The sequence below is a fragment of the Salinibacterium sp. SWN248 genome, from assembly GCF_015864575.1.
Classification (GTDB): domain Bacteria; phylum Actinomycetota; class Actinomycetes; order Actinomycetales; family Microbacteriaceae; genus Rhodoglobus.
Map to the genome: position 1 here is coordinate 1,025,951 of NZ_JADYWW010000001.1, position 14,849 is coordinate 1,040,799.

Genomic DNA, 14,849 nt, shown 5'->3' on the forward strand with positions numbered 1-14,849 from the left:
GCGCGTTGTGAGCGTGCCTGGGCGTACCGCTAGCGGGAGAAGAGGCGTGCGTTTGCGGCTTCGATCTCCGCGTACTGCTGCCCAGCCTGGCTGAGGGCGGTATTGATCGCGGCGAGATTCTCTTCTACGCGCTGTTGAGTGGCCTTCCAATCGGTGACGACCGTGGAGAAGGCTGTCGCTGCCTGCCCGGTCCACGAGCCCTGCAGGTTCGTGAGTTGACCGTGAAGGCCAGCAACTTCCGCTTGGATGCGGCCAATGGAATTCTGAACCGCTCCGGTGGCGCTGAGAACGGCTTCGCTATCTACTTGGTATCGAGTCATAACTCGACGGTAGATTCCCGGTCCGCGTTGCGGTGGTCGCTATTCCGCTTCGGTGTCGTCTGACGGGCTCGGAGTGCTGGGGAGGAGTGGAAGCTCCACACGGAAGGTTGCGCCACCTCCGGGTGTCTCAAGCGCCTGAACGGTGCCGTGGTGGGCTGTGACAATGGCCGCAACGATGGCGAGCCCTAGGCCGCTTCCGCCGGTGTCACGGTTGCGCGAGCTGTCGGCACGCCAGAAGCGTTCGAAGACCTTGGCGCGAATCTGTTCCGGGATGCCCTCGCCGTGGTCGATAACCGACAACACAGCCAGCTGGCGCTCATGGTCAACACCAACGCCGATCTCAACAGGAGTGTCTGTCGTGAAGCGCAGAGCGTTGGTGACCAGGTTGGTGAGTACCTGGCGAATCTTGTTCTCTTCGGCCATCACAACGGCGTTGAGATCCTTCGGCACGGGCGCAATGGCCTGAGTGAGACGAGCAGTCGTCTTAGCGACGGCGGCAGACTTCTTGCGGGATGCCAAGCGTGAGAGGCGAGCGCCTGCGGCAGCAATGGGGCCGGTGGCGAGCGCGGCAACTCCGCGAGAGGGCGTGCTGGGATCGGGGTGTGAGCTCTCGGGGAGAGTGATCATCTTCGTGTCGGTGTCAGCATCCGCGGTGAGGTCTGCCTTGACGATCGCGTCGGAGTCAATGCGGGGGTTGGTGTTGATGACGGTGACGACGCGGCCGGTAGAGGCACGGGCATCCATCGCTGCATCATTGGCCAACGGCAAAAGATCGACTTCGGTGAACTGCACCGGCTTGCTGCCATCAATGCGCGCCAACTCGAGCAGGTCTTCAACGAGACCACCCATGCGGATAGCTTCCTTTTCGATGCGCTCCATGGCCTGAGCAACGTCATCCCGTTTGGTAATGGCGCCCATGCGATAAAGCTCGGCATAACCGCGCACGGTGACGAGCGGGGTGCGAAGTTCGTGGCTGGCGTCACCGACGAAGCGGCGCATCTGGTCGATCGTGCGCGCACGGTCGGCGAAGGCGCGATCAATTCGACCAAGCATGGAGTTGAGGGAACGATTGAGGCGCCCCACTTCCGTGTTGGGGGTAGCAACAGACAGCCGCTGGTCGAAGTCTCCGTCGGCAAAGCGGGCTGCAGTGGCTTCCACTTCGCGGAGCGGCGCAAACGTCGAGGTGACCAAAAGGCGGGTGAGCGCTCCACCGACGATGACAACAGTGAGGCCGAAGAACAGGAAGATGGCGGCGTAGCGAGCCACAATGGCGTTGGAGTCGCTCAAGTCGCGGGCGATGACGATGGTCACGAAGTCAGGGCCGATGGTGCTGATCGCGGGGTAGGCAATCACTCGCCATTGCCCTCCGATAGCTGTGCTGGGAAGAGTGAACGGGGCCGTCTGTGAGTTAGCAACGGCGATCGTGAGACCGTCGAGAACGGGGCGCGAGGCATCCTCTTCCCGGCTGTTGCAGCGCATGCTGCCGTCGTGGTTGAGCACCGCGAAATAGAGGTCATTGGGCAGGCGAGAAACACTGCACTGAGGATCACGGGTTGTGCCGGTGTATTGGATGCGGCCATCGAGCCCATCGGCGGCGGCGGTGATCTTGTCGTCGGTTTGTTCGATCAGGTAGTCGCGCAATACTGCGGCGGTTCCGACACCGGCAACGAGGAGCCCCATGGTGAGCAGAAGCACCGTGACTCCGGTGACCTTGGTGCGCAGAGAGATGCGGCTCCAGGCGTCGGGGATGTTCTCCTGCATGATAGTGAACGGTACCTTGCGTGGCTGGGAATCGGGAACGAGTATGGCCAGCCGAACATGAACAATTACATGTCAGCTGGCCATCACGGGTGGTTACGGCTTTGCTGCCTTCAGCATGTAGCCGAATCCGCGCTTCGTTTGAATGATCGGCTCTTCGGTGTGCTGATCGAGCTTGCGGCGCAGGTAGGAGATGTAGCTCTCTACGATGCCCGCATCGCCGTTGAAGTCGTACTCCCACACGTGATCGAGGATCTGAGCCTTCGAGAGAACACGGTTGGGGTTGAGCATGAGGTAGCGCAGCAGCTTGAACTCGGTCGGGCTGAGCTCGATCTGTTCGCTGCCGATCGACACCTCGTGGGTGTCTTGATCCATGGTGAGGTCGCCGGCGCGGATGATCGTTTCTTCGTCGTCCTGCATCGTGCGGCGAAGAATCGCCTTGATGCGAGCAACGATCTCGTCGAGGCTAAATGGCTTCGTGACGTAGTCGTCGCCACCGACGGTGAGGCCGGTGATCTTGTCTTCGGTGTCGTCTTTTGCCGTGAGGAAAAGAATGGGAGACGTGTAACCGGAGGCACGGAGGCGTTTGGTCACACCAAACCCGTTCATGTCTGGCAGCATCACGTCGAGGATGATTAAGTCGGGTTCTTCTTCGAGAACAGCCGAGATTGTCTGGGCGCCGCTTCCTACCGCGCGCACCGCAAATCCCGCGAAGCGCAAGCTCGTCGTGAGCAGATCGCGAATGTTCGGTTCGTCGTCAACAATGAGAATTTTCGGTCCGTCAGCCATGCGCCCAGTATCTGCGTGTTTCCTGAATGTGACCTGATAGCTCAGGGCGTGTCGGCAAGTTGTTCACCAGATCGTTCATTGAGTATTTGTTAATTTTAAGCATAGGGTGGCCATATCGGGATCAGGCGAAGGGGAATCAACTGATGAAGAGATTGATCGTAGGAACGCTTATTGCGTTTGGCGTGGGGGCCATCGCGCTCGCCGCCATCACGCTTCTCTCCAACCTCGCTCGGTCGCAAGATATTGCCTGGTGGAGCGTCAATGGGGTCACCCCGATGTGGCCACTCAGCGTCGGATTCGGCGCTCTCTGGCTGATGGCTTTGAGCTTCGCTTTTCTCGTTGTGCTTTCGGTGGTCGGCTTGGCGAAAGACTTCATGATCAAGCGTCGAGCTCGCCTCGAGGGCGAACCGGTCTAAACGAAGTCGGTTATCCGGTGAGTTGAAACAGGTACGCGAACGCAGTTTTTGTGTAACCGACGCCTCGACCGCTGGCGCGAATGAGATCGGCGTTGGCCTGTTCTGGTTTCTTCGGAATCAGATAGCGATCGAGATCGCTGCTGTCGATTCTGTAGCGTCCGTCGCGGTGGTGGATGGCACCCACCAGGGTCAGACGTGGATCTAGGGCGGCGAGGCTTGCATCCCCGTGGCTGCTGTTAGCAAGGAAGAGCCCGCGCGGCGCTAGATACCGCGCGCAGGAATCCCACGCGGGGCCGGTGAACAGGGCAATGATCAGGTCGAAAGATGCGTCGGCCAGCGCAAGCGGCTTCAGGAAATCGGCCTTGAGGAAAGTGATCTCGGCCGCGGCTCCCGGCAACGTGGCGCCTTCCAGTTCACTCCGGACCCGCTCGGCGTCGGCGAAGAACGCGGCGGCCCGGCGGTCGGTATCGACGTAGGTGACGGCGGGGATGCTGGTCGAGGGAGACAGATCGAGGTAGCTGCCCACATTGAGGGCAGCGACCGGCGCCCAGTGCTCGAGCAGCGCGCGGTACATGCCTGACCGATCACCGATCGACTCTCGATAGCTCAGCCACGATGGGCTCGACTGCGATGGCGTGGACGATGGCGACTGTGGCATAGAAGGGGCCCCTGGGCTCTGTGGTGGGCGGTGAGCAACCAGAAGCGACCTACGCCGTCAGGTCTGCGGCATCCAGAATCGTGTAGCTGTAGCCCTGCTCGGCCAGGAACCGTTGGCGGTTCTGCGCGAAATCTTGATCGACAGTGTCGCGTGCCACGAGCGTGTAGAAGTTGGCGGGAAGCCCGCTCTCTTTGGGGCGCAGCAGGCGGCCCAGACGCTGAGCTTCTTCTTGGCGGGAACCGAATGAGCCACTGACCTGGACAGCGACGGTCGCCTCGGGCAGGTCGACCGAGAAGTTGGCAACCTTCGACACAATCAGCACCTTCGTAACGCCGTCGCGGAACTCTTGATACAGACGCTCGCGTTCCGGAACGGAGGTGGCACCGGTCAGCTTGGGAGCGTTCAGCTGCTCTGAGAGGTCATCGATCTGATCGAGGTACTGCCCGATAACGAGAATGCGCTCGCCGGCGTGCTTCTTTACGAGCGCGCGCACCACCTCAGTTTTAGCGGGTGCGGTTGCGGCCAATCTGTAACGTTCATCATCAGCGGATGCCGCGTACTCAAGCCGCTCGCTCTCGGGGAGGTCAACGCGCACCTCGAAGCAGCTAGCGGGGGAGATGAAGCCCTGAGCCTCAATCTCTTTCCACGGGGCATCGAAACGTTTGGGGCCGATGAGGGAGAACACGTCACCCTCGCGCCCATCTTCGCGAACAAGCGTCGCGGTGAGGCCGAGGCGACGGCGTGCTTGCAGATCAGCGGTGAGCTTGAACACGGGCGCAGGCAACAAGTGCACTTCGTCATAAATGACAAGGCCCCAGTCGAGAGCATCCAGCAACGCAAGATGGGCGTACTCGCCCTTACGCTTCGCCGTCAGGATTTGGTAGGTCGCGATTGTGACGGGCAAAATCTCTTTCACTTGCCCCGAATACTCACCCACTTCGTCCTCAGTGAGGGTGGTTCGCTTCAAGATTTCGGCTCGCCACTGGCGCGCAGAAACCGTATTGGTGACCAAAATCAGTGTCGTGGTCTTGCTTTGCGCCATGGCGCCGAGGCCCACCAAGGTTTTGCCGGCGCCACAGGGCAGCACTACGACGCCTGAACCGTGGTCGAAGAAATTGTCGATGGCGTGCTGCTGGTACTCGCGCAACCCCCAGCCCGAGGCATCCAGATCAATCTCGTGAGGGGTGCCTGGCGTGTAGCCGGCGTTGTCTTCAGCCGGCCAACCGAGTTTCAACAACTCTTGCTTGAGCTGCCCGCGGGCCCATGGCTGGACCACAAAAGTGTGGTCGCCGCGACGTTCGAACAGCAGGCTTGCGACCTTCTTGGCGCGCGTGATCTCGCGCAGCACCGCCGGATCAGTGGCAGTCAGGGTCAACGCGCCGTCGTCATCACGATCAATGACGAGGCGGCCATAGCGGCCAACCGTCTCAGCAATATCTACGCTGACACTCTGCGGGATAGGAAACTTCGAATACTTCTCGAGCGTCTCCAGCATCGCGGGAGCGTCGTGACCTGCGGCCCGAGCGTTCCACAGTCCCAAACGCGTGATGCGGTAGGTGTGGATGTGCTCGGGGGCTCGCTCCAGCTCCGCGAAAACGGCCAAATCATGGCGCGCGTCTTCGGCCAAAGGGTGCGCTACCTCAAGCAGAACCGTGCGGTCAGACTGCACGATCAGAGGTCCGTCGGGTGCTGTGTTCATCCGACCTAGACTACGCCCGGATGCTTAGCGTTCGTTGGTGGCTTCCACCCCGACGATGCTCTTCAGCGGCAGCGTTCGCTCAATATCGGCTGCGCGGTCGAGGCCGCGCATGCGACCAGCTGCCACGCTGGAAGGTTCGAGCGTGTACTGCACGAGATGGCCATCTGGCATTTTTACCGTGACGAACAGCAGCAGTTTGTTGCGAATCGCGACCTCGATTTGTCGCGACAACCACGCCTGATCTTCATCGCCGGTGGCGCCACCCTGGCCACTGCGCAGCTTCGCCAGCAACTTGTCTGGGCCGTCATCTTGAGGCGCTTCTGTGCTTGCAGCACTAACTTGATCGCGTCGCAGCGACAAGATCGCGCCCTCCGAGGTCTCGGCGGCAACCGGGTAACGGGCATCGCTCAGTGCCCAAAAGAGCTGCTCGACTCCGAATCGCGAGACCAAACGGTCGCCCTCGAGGCGCAATCCGAAGGCACCAAAGTTGGGATCAACCGCGATCGACTGCAGAAGCACTGAGTCAGGAGAAATGACGTAACTGCCGGCCGCCCCTTGCTGGCCAACCCGCACTAGGCCGTGGCGGCCTGCAGCCTCCGTTAGCAAATACTCGACGGGCTGGGGAACCCCCGTCAATGAGATGTCAGTCAAGAAGCTTCGAATGCTGTCAAGCGTCTCGCCGAGCGTCATGGCATGGTGCAGGCTCGATCGCGAGATGCGATAGGTGGATGCCAGGGCGCGGGTCTCGACGTCGGCAATGACGCGCAGCCGAGCATCCAATTGCGGCGCCAACGGTCCTGGCGAAATCACGCTGAGGTCGGGCTGCACATAAACCTGGTGCACTTCGTTGGGAAAGACCGCGGCCATGGCGGCCGTTGCTTCTGTCGTTGTGCGGGTGAGCAGGGCAACGCCTGCGCTGCTGGGGAGGCGATTGGCAGTGACGCCCAGGAGGCCAGCGTCGCGGGCGTAGCGACGCACCTTCTCGAGCATCGACTCAACCCCTGCTGGGAATAACCAGCGCGTGTAGTCCTCGACGCCGTCGCCCCAGAAGCTGTGAGTGCGGTCGGCCAAGATGGTGCGGATGTCGTCAGGAATTCCCTGATGCCACGCCTCAGCCAGGTGCACCCAGCGTTCAACCGCGCCGCGCGACATCCACTCGGTGGCATCGGCGGTTGGCATCCATTGGGCATTCGTGGTGGCGATGAGGCCGGCACGTTGTGCGATGTCGACGAGGCCGGCGATCTTGTCGAGAGGTACCGACATCGCTGCCGCCAGCCGCTTTGAGTCGGGGAGGGAGACTCCGCCGCGCGCCAAATCGCGCACGGGACTTGAACGCAGCTGATTGATGAGTTCGGTGACTTCGTTGGTGGTCGCGAACGCGTTCTCGGCGGCGATGCTGTCGATACTGTCGCGCTCGGAGGGTTCAACCGACGTGAGAGTGGACGGCGCGGGAGTGTCGAGCAGTTCGCCGGTGGAGGGCAAGCCATCGAATGGCCAACCTGCCAACTGGTCGGTTACGCCGTCAGGGGCGCTGTAGCGACCGCCACGATGAATGAGCAGGGCCAAGCTCACGAGCCGATCGAGCCGACGCTGAACGGCAACCTCGTCGTCACCAAAGTGCCCGACGGCAGAGGCGACTTCCTGCGCGGTAAGGGACGCAGTGTCGGCGACCACAGCGAGAGTGGCAAGCGTGGGGCGGTCGAGATCGCGCAGCACGCGTTCAACCGAAGTGGACTGCTGCAGGGCATCCGCAAGGTCAAAGAAGTCGCTTACAGAGTTGCCGCGCACCGTGCGTGAGCGCAACAACTCAAGAAGTTGATCGTCGTCTAGTGCCCGCAGTTGAGCGGCGAGCAGAAGAGCCGCATCGCTAATTGTGGCCATTCCTATATTCACGTTGGCGACGGCGGCCATTCAACACGAGAAGGGTGATGATGAAAACGACGCCCAAAGGCAAAGCAAAGTAGGGCATAGTGATCACTACGGGCCACGCACCGTAATCGAATACGGTTTGGCCCACTGCGGTAGCAACGACTACGGCGACAAAGCTAAGCACAGCGAGTGCGATCGAGATGGCGACCAGGTAGGCGAGCACACGCTCGATGCGAAGGTCGCGTTCAGTTGAGTGATTTGTCACGTTGACAAGGATACGCGCCCGTTTACGTTCTAAGCTTGAGTCACGACTACAAAGGAGCATGCCCATGCCTACCGGCAAGGTTAAGTTTTACGACGACGAGAAGGGTTTTGGCTTCATCATGAGTGATGAAGGCCAAGAGGTCTTCTTGCACGCCTCAGCGCTGCCTGCGGGCACGACTGGGATCAAGGCGGGTACACGCCTCGAATTCGGCATTGCTGACGGCAAGAAGGGCGCTCAGGCGCTCTCCGTGCGCGTCATGGATGCTCCTGCAAGCATGGCCAAGATCAACCGCAAGCCAGCCGATGACATGGCTGTGATCATTGAAGATCTCGTCAAGCTCATGGACGGCATCGGTTCTGGCCTCAAGCGCGGTCGTTACCCTGATAAAGCCCACGGCGCCAAGATCGCCTCCATGCTACGTAAAGTTGCGGACGAACTAGATGCCTAATAGCCAGTACGAAAAGCTTGCTCGGGGAGCACTCCTCGAGATCACCACTGATGCGTCGATTGGTGCGCTCGTCGGTGAGCAGATCGAAAGCGAAGGCACCGTTTCGGTACTCTTCGCTTCGGCTCTGCCGGGCTATCCGGGCTGGAATTGGACCGTCAGCGTTGCTCACGTTGAGGGTCAGGACCCCACGGTTCTCGAAGCAGAACTCATGCCGGCCGAGGGCGCACTGCTCTCGCCCGACTGGGTGCCGTGGTCTGAGCGTCTTGCAGAGTACAAGGCCGCGCAGGCCGCTACTGAAGCGGCGGATGCCGAAAAGGCTGCTGCAGAAGAAGCCGACGACGATCTTGATGACGACGATGACGATGACGAGTTCGGCTCGTCCGTCTTGCACGGCGGTGACCTCGACGGCGTTGACATTGATGCATCGGATGATGATGAGTCAGACGATGACGACGAAGAGTCAGACGACGACTACGACACTGGTGCGTTTCGCGGCGGTGACCACGAGGGCGTGAGCGTTGATGACCTCGACGAGTCAGATGACGACGACGACGACGATGACGATTCAGACGATGCTGAACTCGACGACGATGATGACGAGTCAGATGATGACGACGACGACGATTCGGACGAAGAAGACTAGCGAGTTCGCTTTCCGCGCTGTGCGTGCGTGTAGATCAGGCCGATAAGGCCGAGCACGAGGCCCGCAACGGCAGTCCAGAGCCACCACAGGTTTCCGGATGCATTGAGCGGTTCGATAAAAAGCAGCAGCAGTGCAAGACCGATGATCCACAACACCATGCCCACGAGCATGGCTTTGCGGTCGTCGGTCTGCACCGGCTCAGGATCTGGCCGGCGTTCTGAGTCTTTCAACCAGATACGCACGGTTTCAGATTAGTGGCTGTTGGCGATCACATACTCAATCGATGACACCAATTTGCGGATGTCATCCGGTTCGATGGCAACGAAGGTGGCGACCCGCAGTTGGTTGCGGCCCAGTTTGCGGTACGGATCGGTGTCGACAATTCCGTTGGCGCGGAGCGTCTTAGAGATTGCCGCGGCGTCGATTGCATCGTCGAAGTCGATCGTTGCGATGACCTGCGAGCGGTGCTCAGGGTTGGTGACGAATGGCGTGGCGACATCGCTGGCGGCAGCCCAGTCGTAGAGCACCGACGAGGATTCGCGCGTGCGAGCATCCGCCCAGGCCAGTCCACCGTTGCCATTGATCCAGTCGATCTGGTTCTCGAGCAGCAGCAGGGTGCTGAGTGCGGGAGTGTTGAGGGTCTGGTTGAGGCGCGAGTTGTCGATTGCGTTCTTGAGCGACAAGAACTCGGGGATGTAGCGACCCGACGCGGCGATGCGCTCGACGCGCTCGATTGCCTCGGGGGAGAAGAGAGCGATCCACAGGCCGCCGTCTGATGCAAAGTTCTTCTGCGGTGCAAAGTAGTAGACATCTGCTTGGTCGGCGTCGAAGTTCACGCCGCCGGCTGCGCTCGTGGCGTCGACAACAGTGAGTACGTTTGCGTCGTCGAAGCGGCGCACGGGGGCCATCACGCCGGTAGAGGTCTCGTTTTGGGGGAACGCAAAGACGTCAGCGCCGTCGATGTCGTCGAGTTCGGCGAGCGACCCGCCCGGGGCGGTGACGACATGAGGCGATTCAAGGTGGGGTGCTGCGGCCGCTTTCGCGAACTTGGAACCGAATTCTCCGAAGGAGAGGTGCGCGCTGCGACGCTCGATAAGAGCGAAGGCGGCGGCATCCCAGAACGCGGTAGAGCCTCCATTGCCGAGTACTACTTCGTAGCCCTCCGGGATCTGGAAAAGCTCTCCGAGGCCCGAACGTACGCGGCCAACGAGGTCACGAACCGGTGCTTGGCGGTGGGACGTGCCGAGGATGTTTCGCGCGCTAGAAACGAGATGCTCGATCTGTTCGGGGCGCACTTTGGAAGGGCCAGCTCCGAATCGTCCATCGGAGGGAAGGAGGTCAGTAGGAATCGTCAGGCTCGGCATGCGTCCAATTCTATTGGCCAGTTCGGGCTAGTCTGGTTTCATGACCGATCTCGTTGACACCACCGAGATGTACCTGCGCACGATTCTTGATCTCGAAGAAGAGAACATTGTCCCGTTGCGGGCCCGCATCTCTGAGCGGCTCGGCCACTCTGGCCCGACCGTCTCGCAAACCATCGGCCGCATGGAACGTGACGGCCTCGTCGTCGTAGAAGGCGACCGCCACCTCGAATTCACTGTTGAGGGCCGGCGTCGTGCCACGCATGTCATGCGCAAGCACCGTCTTGCTGAGCGGCTCCTCGCCGATGTTATTGGTCTCGACTGGGCGCTCGTTCACGACGAAGCCTGCCGGTGGGAGCACGTGATGAGCGAGCAGGTAGAGCGCAAGCTCATCGAAATTCTTGATCACCCCACCGAGTCGCCTTACGGCAACCCCATTCCTGGCTTGGAAGAGCTGGGTGGTGTTGCTGCGGCATCTTTCAGCGACGGCATGGTTAACATCGTTGAGCTTGTCGCTGAAACAACCACCCCGGTGACCGGACTCATCCGTCGATTGGGTGAACCCGTGCAGTTCGAACCTGAACTGTTGCAGCAGCTGTTTGGTGCTGGCGTTATGCCAGGCAAGACAGCCACATTCGCTGCTGCAGACTCCTACGTTGCGGTCACCGTTGAAGGGTTTGGCGAAGGTCTCGAGCTGCCCAACGAGGTTGCCGTTCATATCTTTGTGGAGAAGCCGAGCGCGTAGCTTTCGGATTCCGGCGTTCACCGAGGCGTAACCGTCTCGTCATCCAGTTCGGCGCGCCCGCGTGCAATGTGCCCCAAAAACTGGGTTAGCCTGTAGCCCTTGGAGTTCACGAATGAACCGGAGAATCGCATGTTAAGTAGGTGCAGCATCCAAACCGTGGATGCGCGTGCCCACTTCGACATACGACACAGCAGTACTGTGCGCAGCAGTTTTTGCGCGCTGAATCACTAGGCATCGTCTTTCGACGGTGCCTTTTTGTGTTTCTGCCTCCTTTTCGCTGAATTTCGGGGAAGTCGATTGCCTGCAAGCCGTGCAGGCTCTTTCGAGAGGATGACAATGCGCACTTTGGTCCTGAACGCCGGCTATGAGCCGCTCGCGGTCGTGTCCTTCAAACGAGCCGTTGTGCTCGTGATGAATCAGAAAGCGACAGTTATCGCTGCCGACCCGGATCATCCGGTGTGGAGCGCGAGTGAATCGTGGGAGCGACCGTCGGTCATCATCCTTCGAAATTATGTGCGTATTCCCTCTACGCGCAGGTTGCCGGTTTCTCGTCGTGGAGTGCTGCGACGTGACGGTCACCGGTGTGGCTATTGCGGGGCTTCCGCAAACACCATCGACCACGTGATGCCTCGCTCTCGCGGTGGCGAAGATTCGTGGGAAAACCTGGTGGCGTGCTGCTTGCGTTGCAACAACGTGAAGAGCAATCGCACTCCCGCGGAGATGAACTGGCGCCTGCTAATCAAGCCGCGTCCGCCGCACACCAGCGCGTGGTTGGTGCGGGGTATTGAAAGGGGACTCCCAGATTGGGAAGAATATTTGGCTCCAGCGGCGTAACTGTTATGCTGTTGTGATTATTCCTGTGTTCAAGGATTTCCCTAGTTTTCTTTGAGCGCGCTCCACCTGAAGGTTCCCGATTGTCCCGTATCTCAACTGATGGCCCGGACGTTTCCGGCGTGCCCTCGGCGGAACCTTCGAGTGAAGCTCCTGTCTTTCTTTCGCGTCGCGAAGCACGTGCCGCACGAGATGCTGCGACTATCGGCAAGCCTGTAGCGGCGCCGCAGATTCCTCGTGCTCCCGCTGCGGTCGCTCACGATGAGGCACCGGTTGTGTACACCCCGGCAGCCCCCGCGCTGAATAACCGTGTTGCGCCGATCGTTGCTCAGGCACCTCGTGCCCACTCGGCTCCGAAAGCCACAGCCAAGCGTGTTCGCAAGAGCCCGCTTCGTGCTGTGGCTTCGATGGCTGTTATTGGCGGGCTGTTTGCTGTGGCAGGGTTGCCGGCCTACGGCCAAGGCGGTTTGATCTCAGACGAGGGAACGCTCGTGTCAGTTTCTGCTGTCGCGGATGCCGCTCAAGCGAGAGTCCAGTCGGTGACGGTTAGCGCTGAGCTGGAATTGCCGGAGCTCACGCGTGATCAGTTCGAGGCGACATCGCCCGAAGATCTGGCAGCGATTCAGCAACAGGATGCGATTGCCTCGGCAAACGCGCTCTACGCTTCATCGGGCGCTCAAGCATTGGGCGATGACTACCCATGGCCGACTGCAGGCAGCAGCCTTTCACCTTTGAATTACTATTACCGCCAGTGCACCGACTTTGTAGCGTGGCGGCTGAACCGCGACGTTGGTTCCTTCGCGGCACCGTTCCGCTGGGCCTGGGCAGATCTCACGCCGAATGGTGGAGACGCGTACCAGTGGAAGTCGGCTTGGGAGACCCACGGCTGGACCGTGAGCGCGACTCCCGTTGTCGGTTCTGTGGCGTGGTTTGGCTGGGACAACCACGTTTCATACGTGAAGCAAGTCAATTCCGACGGTTCAGTTCTGCTTGAGGAATACAACTACGTCTACCTCTCCTATGGTCAGCGCACCATCCCGGCCAGCGAGGTCGAGTCGTTCCTCTACCCGCCAGGCCAGTAACTGTTTGGTGTGACCGCGCGCTGGCGAGCATGAAGCCTGCGAGAGTAACTGTGTGGAGTGATTGATCATGACTGACGACGAACTCATGACAACGTTCGAAAACAACACCATCGCTCCTGCCGCGTTTTCACACGAACGTCATGTTCGCGTGGCGTGGTTGCTTGCTCGTGCGTATGGCGCTATTGACGGCTTCGAACGTCTCGCGGTCGGCATTAAGAGCATGGCCGTGCGGGCGGGCAAACCGGATGCTTTTCACATCACGCTCACTCGCGCCTGGTTCGACCTCATTGCGCTGGTAGATGACGTGGATGACGCACCGGAGATGCTCGACAAGTCCATCATCAAACGTTTCTACTCACCCGAGCGCATCGCTGAGGGTCGCACGCAGTGGCTGGAGCCCGACCTGCAGCCACTGCAGTATCCGCTGCCCGCCGCGATCGATGGTGCAGCACCGCCGAGCTCGTAACTCCGGCCCTTTGGTTGAGGGCTCTTCGTGCTGCGCTCGGCTACACTCGAACCGCTGGCCTCTGTAGCTCAACGGAAGAGCAACTCCGTCCTAAGGAGCAGGTTGGGGGTTCGAATCCCTCCAGGGGCACACTTACCGTTGCGTTCCTTCGCGTTCAGGTCATGCTCACGAACGACCATCACCATGGAAGACTCTGGTGATACGTAGTGCAGCGTTTCGCCGTTCTTAGATAGAGAGGGCGAGTTATATGTGGTTCGATTCATGGCCTGACCTGATCCGTATTGCGATTGTCGGAGCGGCCGGATATTCAACGCTCCTGATCGTCTTGCGAATCTCCGGCAAGCGCACGCTCGCGCAGCTGAACGTTTTTGATTTCGTTGTGACGGTGGCGTTGGGATCGATCTTCGCGACTCTTTTGCTCAACACCGATGTTTCGTGGTCCGAGGGGCTTGCAGCGTTCGCTGTTATCGCGGCGCTGCAATTTGTTGTCGCGGCGGTAACGGCTCGTTGGCCGGCCGCTCGAAAGGTAGTAACTTCCAGCCCAATCCTGCTCCTGAGCGACGGTGAGATGCGGCACGATGCTCTGAAACGCAGCCGTCTTACTGAGTCTGAGGTGCGTCAGGCAATTCGTGGGAGCGGGTCGGGGGGAGTCTCGGAGATCAAATGCGTAGTTCTCGAGACAAATGGAAAGCTCAGCGTGATCTCTGTCGATAAGTATGGCGACGGTTCCGCGCTCGCCGACGTAGAACTGTGACCAGGACTCAGCGTTTGCCGTTCACCTGAGCGTTACCGCCGGGCTAACCGCGGTGTTTAGCGTGGGCACCAACATGAGCGAGTTGAGATGGCGTGGCACAGCGGCGGGGGAGTTCCCTCTCATCGCTTCTGTGCAAGAACACGGCATGCTCGACGACGCACTTGAGAGCGATGTGGCGCGGATAAACCTGCTGGTGGGAGACATCAACTGTCTCGCGGGCATGGTTTCGCGCATCCATGACGCCGGAAAAACCGCACATGTTCATCTCGAACTTGTGGGCGGAATCAGCCGCGACGGTGCTGCGGTGCAGTTCCTTGTCGAACACGTGGGCGTCGACGGAATTATCACCACCAAGAGCGCTGCTGTCGCCGCCGCCCGAAAACTCGGCATCGCATCGGTACAACGATTTTTTGCTGTCGATACCCACGCCGTCGAGAATGCCATGCGCCAAGTGCATGCCAGCCGGCCCACCGAGGTCGAAGTGATGCCAGGGCTCATGCCACGAATCATTCGCGATCTGCGTGCCAGCATCCAGCAACCCCTCATCGTGGGCGGACTCATCCGCAACCCTGAAGAAATTGACGCCGTGCTTGAGTGCGGCGCCGACTATGTTTCCACCGGAAACCCCGCACTGTGGCGGCGTCGACGGTCAAGAATTCACACCCGCGTCGCCTAAACCCGATGCGTGCCGAGACGGGTAACCGCCTCACTAGAACAACCAGCAGCACCCACAATCGAATAACAA

Annotated in this window: 18 protein-coding genes and 1 tRNA gene; 10 read left to right on the forward strand and 9 right to left on the reverse strand. The window is 60.1% G+C overall.

Annotated features, from left to right (window positions below; genetic code table 11):
• Window positions 1-29: 29 nt before the first annotated feature.
• The 3 genes from I6E73_RS04840 to I6E73_RS04850 all read right to left on the reverse strand — a co-directional run bounded on the left by I6E73_RS04840 (window position 30) and on the right by I6E73_RS04850 (window position 2,867).
• The gene (locus tag I6E73_RS04840) at window positions 30-320 is read right to left on the reverse strand and encodes a WXG100 family type VII secretion target (protein WP_197109571.1); all 291 of its coding nucleotides are present in this window, start codon (window positions 318-320) and stop codon (window positions 30-32) included.
• A 39-nt stretch (window positions 321-359) separates the two neighbouring features.
• Window positions 360-2,081 carry a HAMP domain-containing sensor histidine kinase gene (locus tag I6E73_RS14825; protein ID WP_197123516.1) on the reverse strand — a complete coding sequence of 574 codons (1,722 nt, stop codon included), beginning with the start codon at window positions 2,079-2,081 and terminating at the stop codon, window positions 360-362.
• Window positions 2,082-2,174: 93 nt separating this feature from the next.
• Window positions 2,175-2,867: a response regulator transcription factor gene (locus I6E73_RS04850; protein ID WP_197109572.1), complete on the reverse strand. Its 693-nt coding sequence runs from the start codon at window positions 2,865-2,867 to the stop codon at window positions 2,175-2,177.
• A gap of 143 nt (window positions 2,868-3,010) precedes the next feature.
• On the opposite strand from I6E73_RS04850, the gene I6E73_RS04855 reads away from it, so the two are divergent.
• Window positions 3,011-3,283, forward strand: coding sequence for a hypothetical protein (locus I6E73_RS04855; RefSeq protein WP_197123518.1), 273 nt, complete (start codon window positions 3,011-3,013; stop codon window positions 3,281-3,283).
• 10 nt (window positions 3,284-3,293) lie between these two features.
• Here the strand turns inward: I6E73_RS04855 and I6E73_RS04860 are convergent, their stop codons facing one another.
• The 4 genes from I6E73_RS04860 to I6E73_RS04875 form a co-directional block, all read right to left on the reverse strand.
• Complete coding sequence (locus I6E73_RS04860; protein ID WP_197123520.1) at window positions 3,294-3,857, reverse strand: hypothetical protein; 564 nt, start codon at window positions 3,855-3,857, stop codon at window positions 3,294-3,296.
• Between the two features lie 133 nt (window positions 3,858-3,990).
• Window positions 3,991-5,640, reverse strand: a complete 1,650-nt coding sequence (locus I6E73_RS04865; protein WP_197123522.1) for a DNA repair helicase XPB — start codon at window positions 5,638-5,640, stop codon at window positions 3,991-3,993.
• Window positions 5,641-5,664: 24 nt separating this feature from the next.
• Window positions 5,665-7,521 (reverse strand): helicase-associated domain-containing protein, encoded by a 1,857-nt coding sequence (locus tag I6E73_RS04870; RefSeq protein ID WP_197123524.1) that lies wholly within the window; start codon window positions 7,519-7,521, stop codon window positions 5,665-5,667.
• Window positions 7,508-7,774, reverse strand: a complete 267-nt coding sequence (locus I6E73_RS04875) for a hypothetical protein (protein ID WP_307784224.1) — start codon at window positions 7,772-7,774, stop codon at window positions 7,508-7,510. The genes I6E73_RS04870 and I6E73_RS04875 overlap by 14 nt, the downstream gene beginning before the upstream one ends.
• Before the next feature lie 64 nt (window positions 7,775-7,838).
• On the opposite strand from I6E73_RS04875, the gene I6E73_RS04880 reads away from it, so the two are divergent.
• Complete coding sequence (locus tag I6E73_RS04880) at window positions 7,839-8,222, forward strand: cold-shock protein (protein WP_197123460.1); 384 nt, start codon at window positions 7,839-7,841, stop codon at window positions 8,220-8,222.
• Window positions 8,215-8,865: a DUF3027 domain-containing protein gene (locus I6E73_RS04885; RefSeq protein ID WP_197123528.1), complete on the forward strand. Its 651-nt coding sequence runs from the start codon at window positions 8,215-8,217 to the stop codon at window positions 8,863-8,865. Before I6E73_RS04880 ends, I6E73_RS04885 begins: the two co-directional genes overlap by 8 nt.
• On the opposite strand, the gene I6E73_RS04890 is transcribed toward I6E73_RS04885, so the two are convergent.
• Together I6E73_RS04890 and serC are read right to left on the reverse strand one after the other, a co-directional pair.
• Window positions 8,862-9,107 (reverse strand): DUF2530 domain-containing protein, encoded by a 246-nt coding sequence (locus tag I6E73_RS04890; protein ID WP_197106260.1) that lies wholly within the window; start codon window positions 9,105-9,107, stop codon window positions 8,862-8,864. The genes I6E73_RS04885 and I6E73_RS04890 overlap by 4 nt on opposite strands.
• A 9-nt stretch (window positions 9,108-9,116) precedes the next feature.
• Window positions 9,117-10,229, reverse strand: a complete 1,113-nt coding sequence (gene serC, locus I6E73_RS04895) for a phosphoserine transaminase (RefSeq protein WP_197123530.1) — start codon at window positions 10,227-10,229, stop codon at window positions 9,117-9,119.
• A gap of 40 nt (window positions 10,230-10,269) precedes the next feature.
• On the opposite strand from serC, the gene I6E73_RS04900 reads away from it, so the two are divergent.
• From I6E73_RS04900 to I6E73_RS04930, 7 genes are all read left to right on the forward strand, one after another.
• Complete coding sequence (locus tag I6E73_RS04900; protein WP_197109577.1) at window positions 10,270-10,971, forward strand: metal-dependent transcriptional regulator; 702 nt, start codon at window positions 10,270-10,272, stop codon at window positions 10,969-10,971.
• A 336-nt stretch (window positions 10,972-11,307) separates the two neighbouring features.
• Complete coding sequence (locus tag I6E73_RS04905; RefSeq protein ID WP_197106257.1) at window positions 11,308-11,805, forward strand: HNH endonuclease; 498 nt, start codon at window positions 11,308-11,310, stop codon at window positions 11,803-11,805.
• A gap of 80 nt (window positions 11,806-11,885) precedes the next feature.
• Window positions 11,886-12,884: a CHAP domain-containing protein gene (locus tag I6E73_RS04910; RefSeq protein WP_197123532.1), complete on the forward strand. Its 999-nt coding sequence runs from the start codon at window positions 11,886-11,888 to the stop codon at window positions 12,882-12,884.
• A 67-nt stretch (window positions 12,885-12,951) separates the two neighbouring features.
• Window positions 12,952-13,350 carry a hypothetical protein gene (locus I6E73_RS04915; protein ID WP_197123534.1) on the forward strand — a complete coding sequence of 133 codons (399 nt, stop codon included), beginning with the start codon at window positions 12,952-12,954 and terminating at the stop codon, window positions 13,348-13,350.
• Between the two features lie 57 nt (window positions 13,351-13,407).
• Window positions 13,408-13,479, forward strand: a tRNA-Arg gene (locus tag I6E73_RS04920).
• Between the two features lie 118 nt (window positions 13,480-13,597).
• On the forward strand, window positions 13,598-14,104 hold the full coding sequence (locus tag I6E73_RS04925) for a DUF421 domain-containing protein (protein ID WP_197123536.1): 507 nt from the start codon (window positions 13,598-13,600) through the stop codon (window positions 14,102-14,104).
• A 73-nt stretch (window positions 14,105-14,177) separates the two neighbouring features.
• Window positions 14,178-14,780: a glycerol-3-phosphate responsive antiterminator gene (locus I6E73_RS04930; RefSeq protein WP_197123538.1), complete on the forward strand. Its 603-nt coding sequence runs from the start codon at window positions 14,178-14,180 to the stop codon at window positions 14,778-14,780.
• Window positions 14,781-14,849 lie beyond the last annotated feature (69 nt).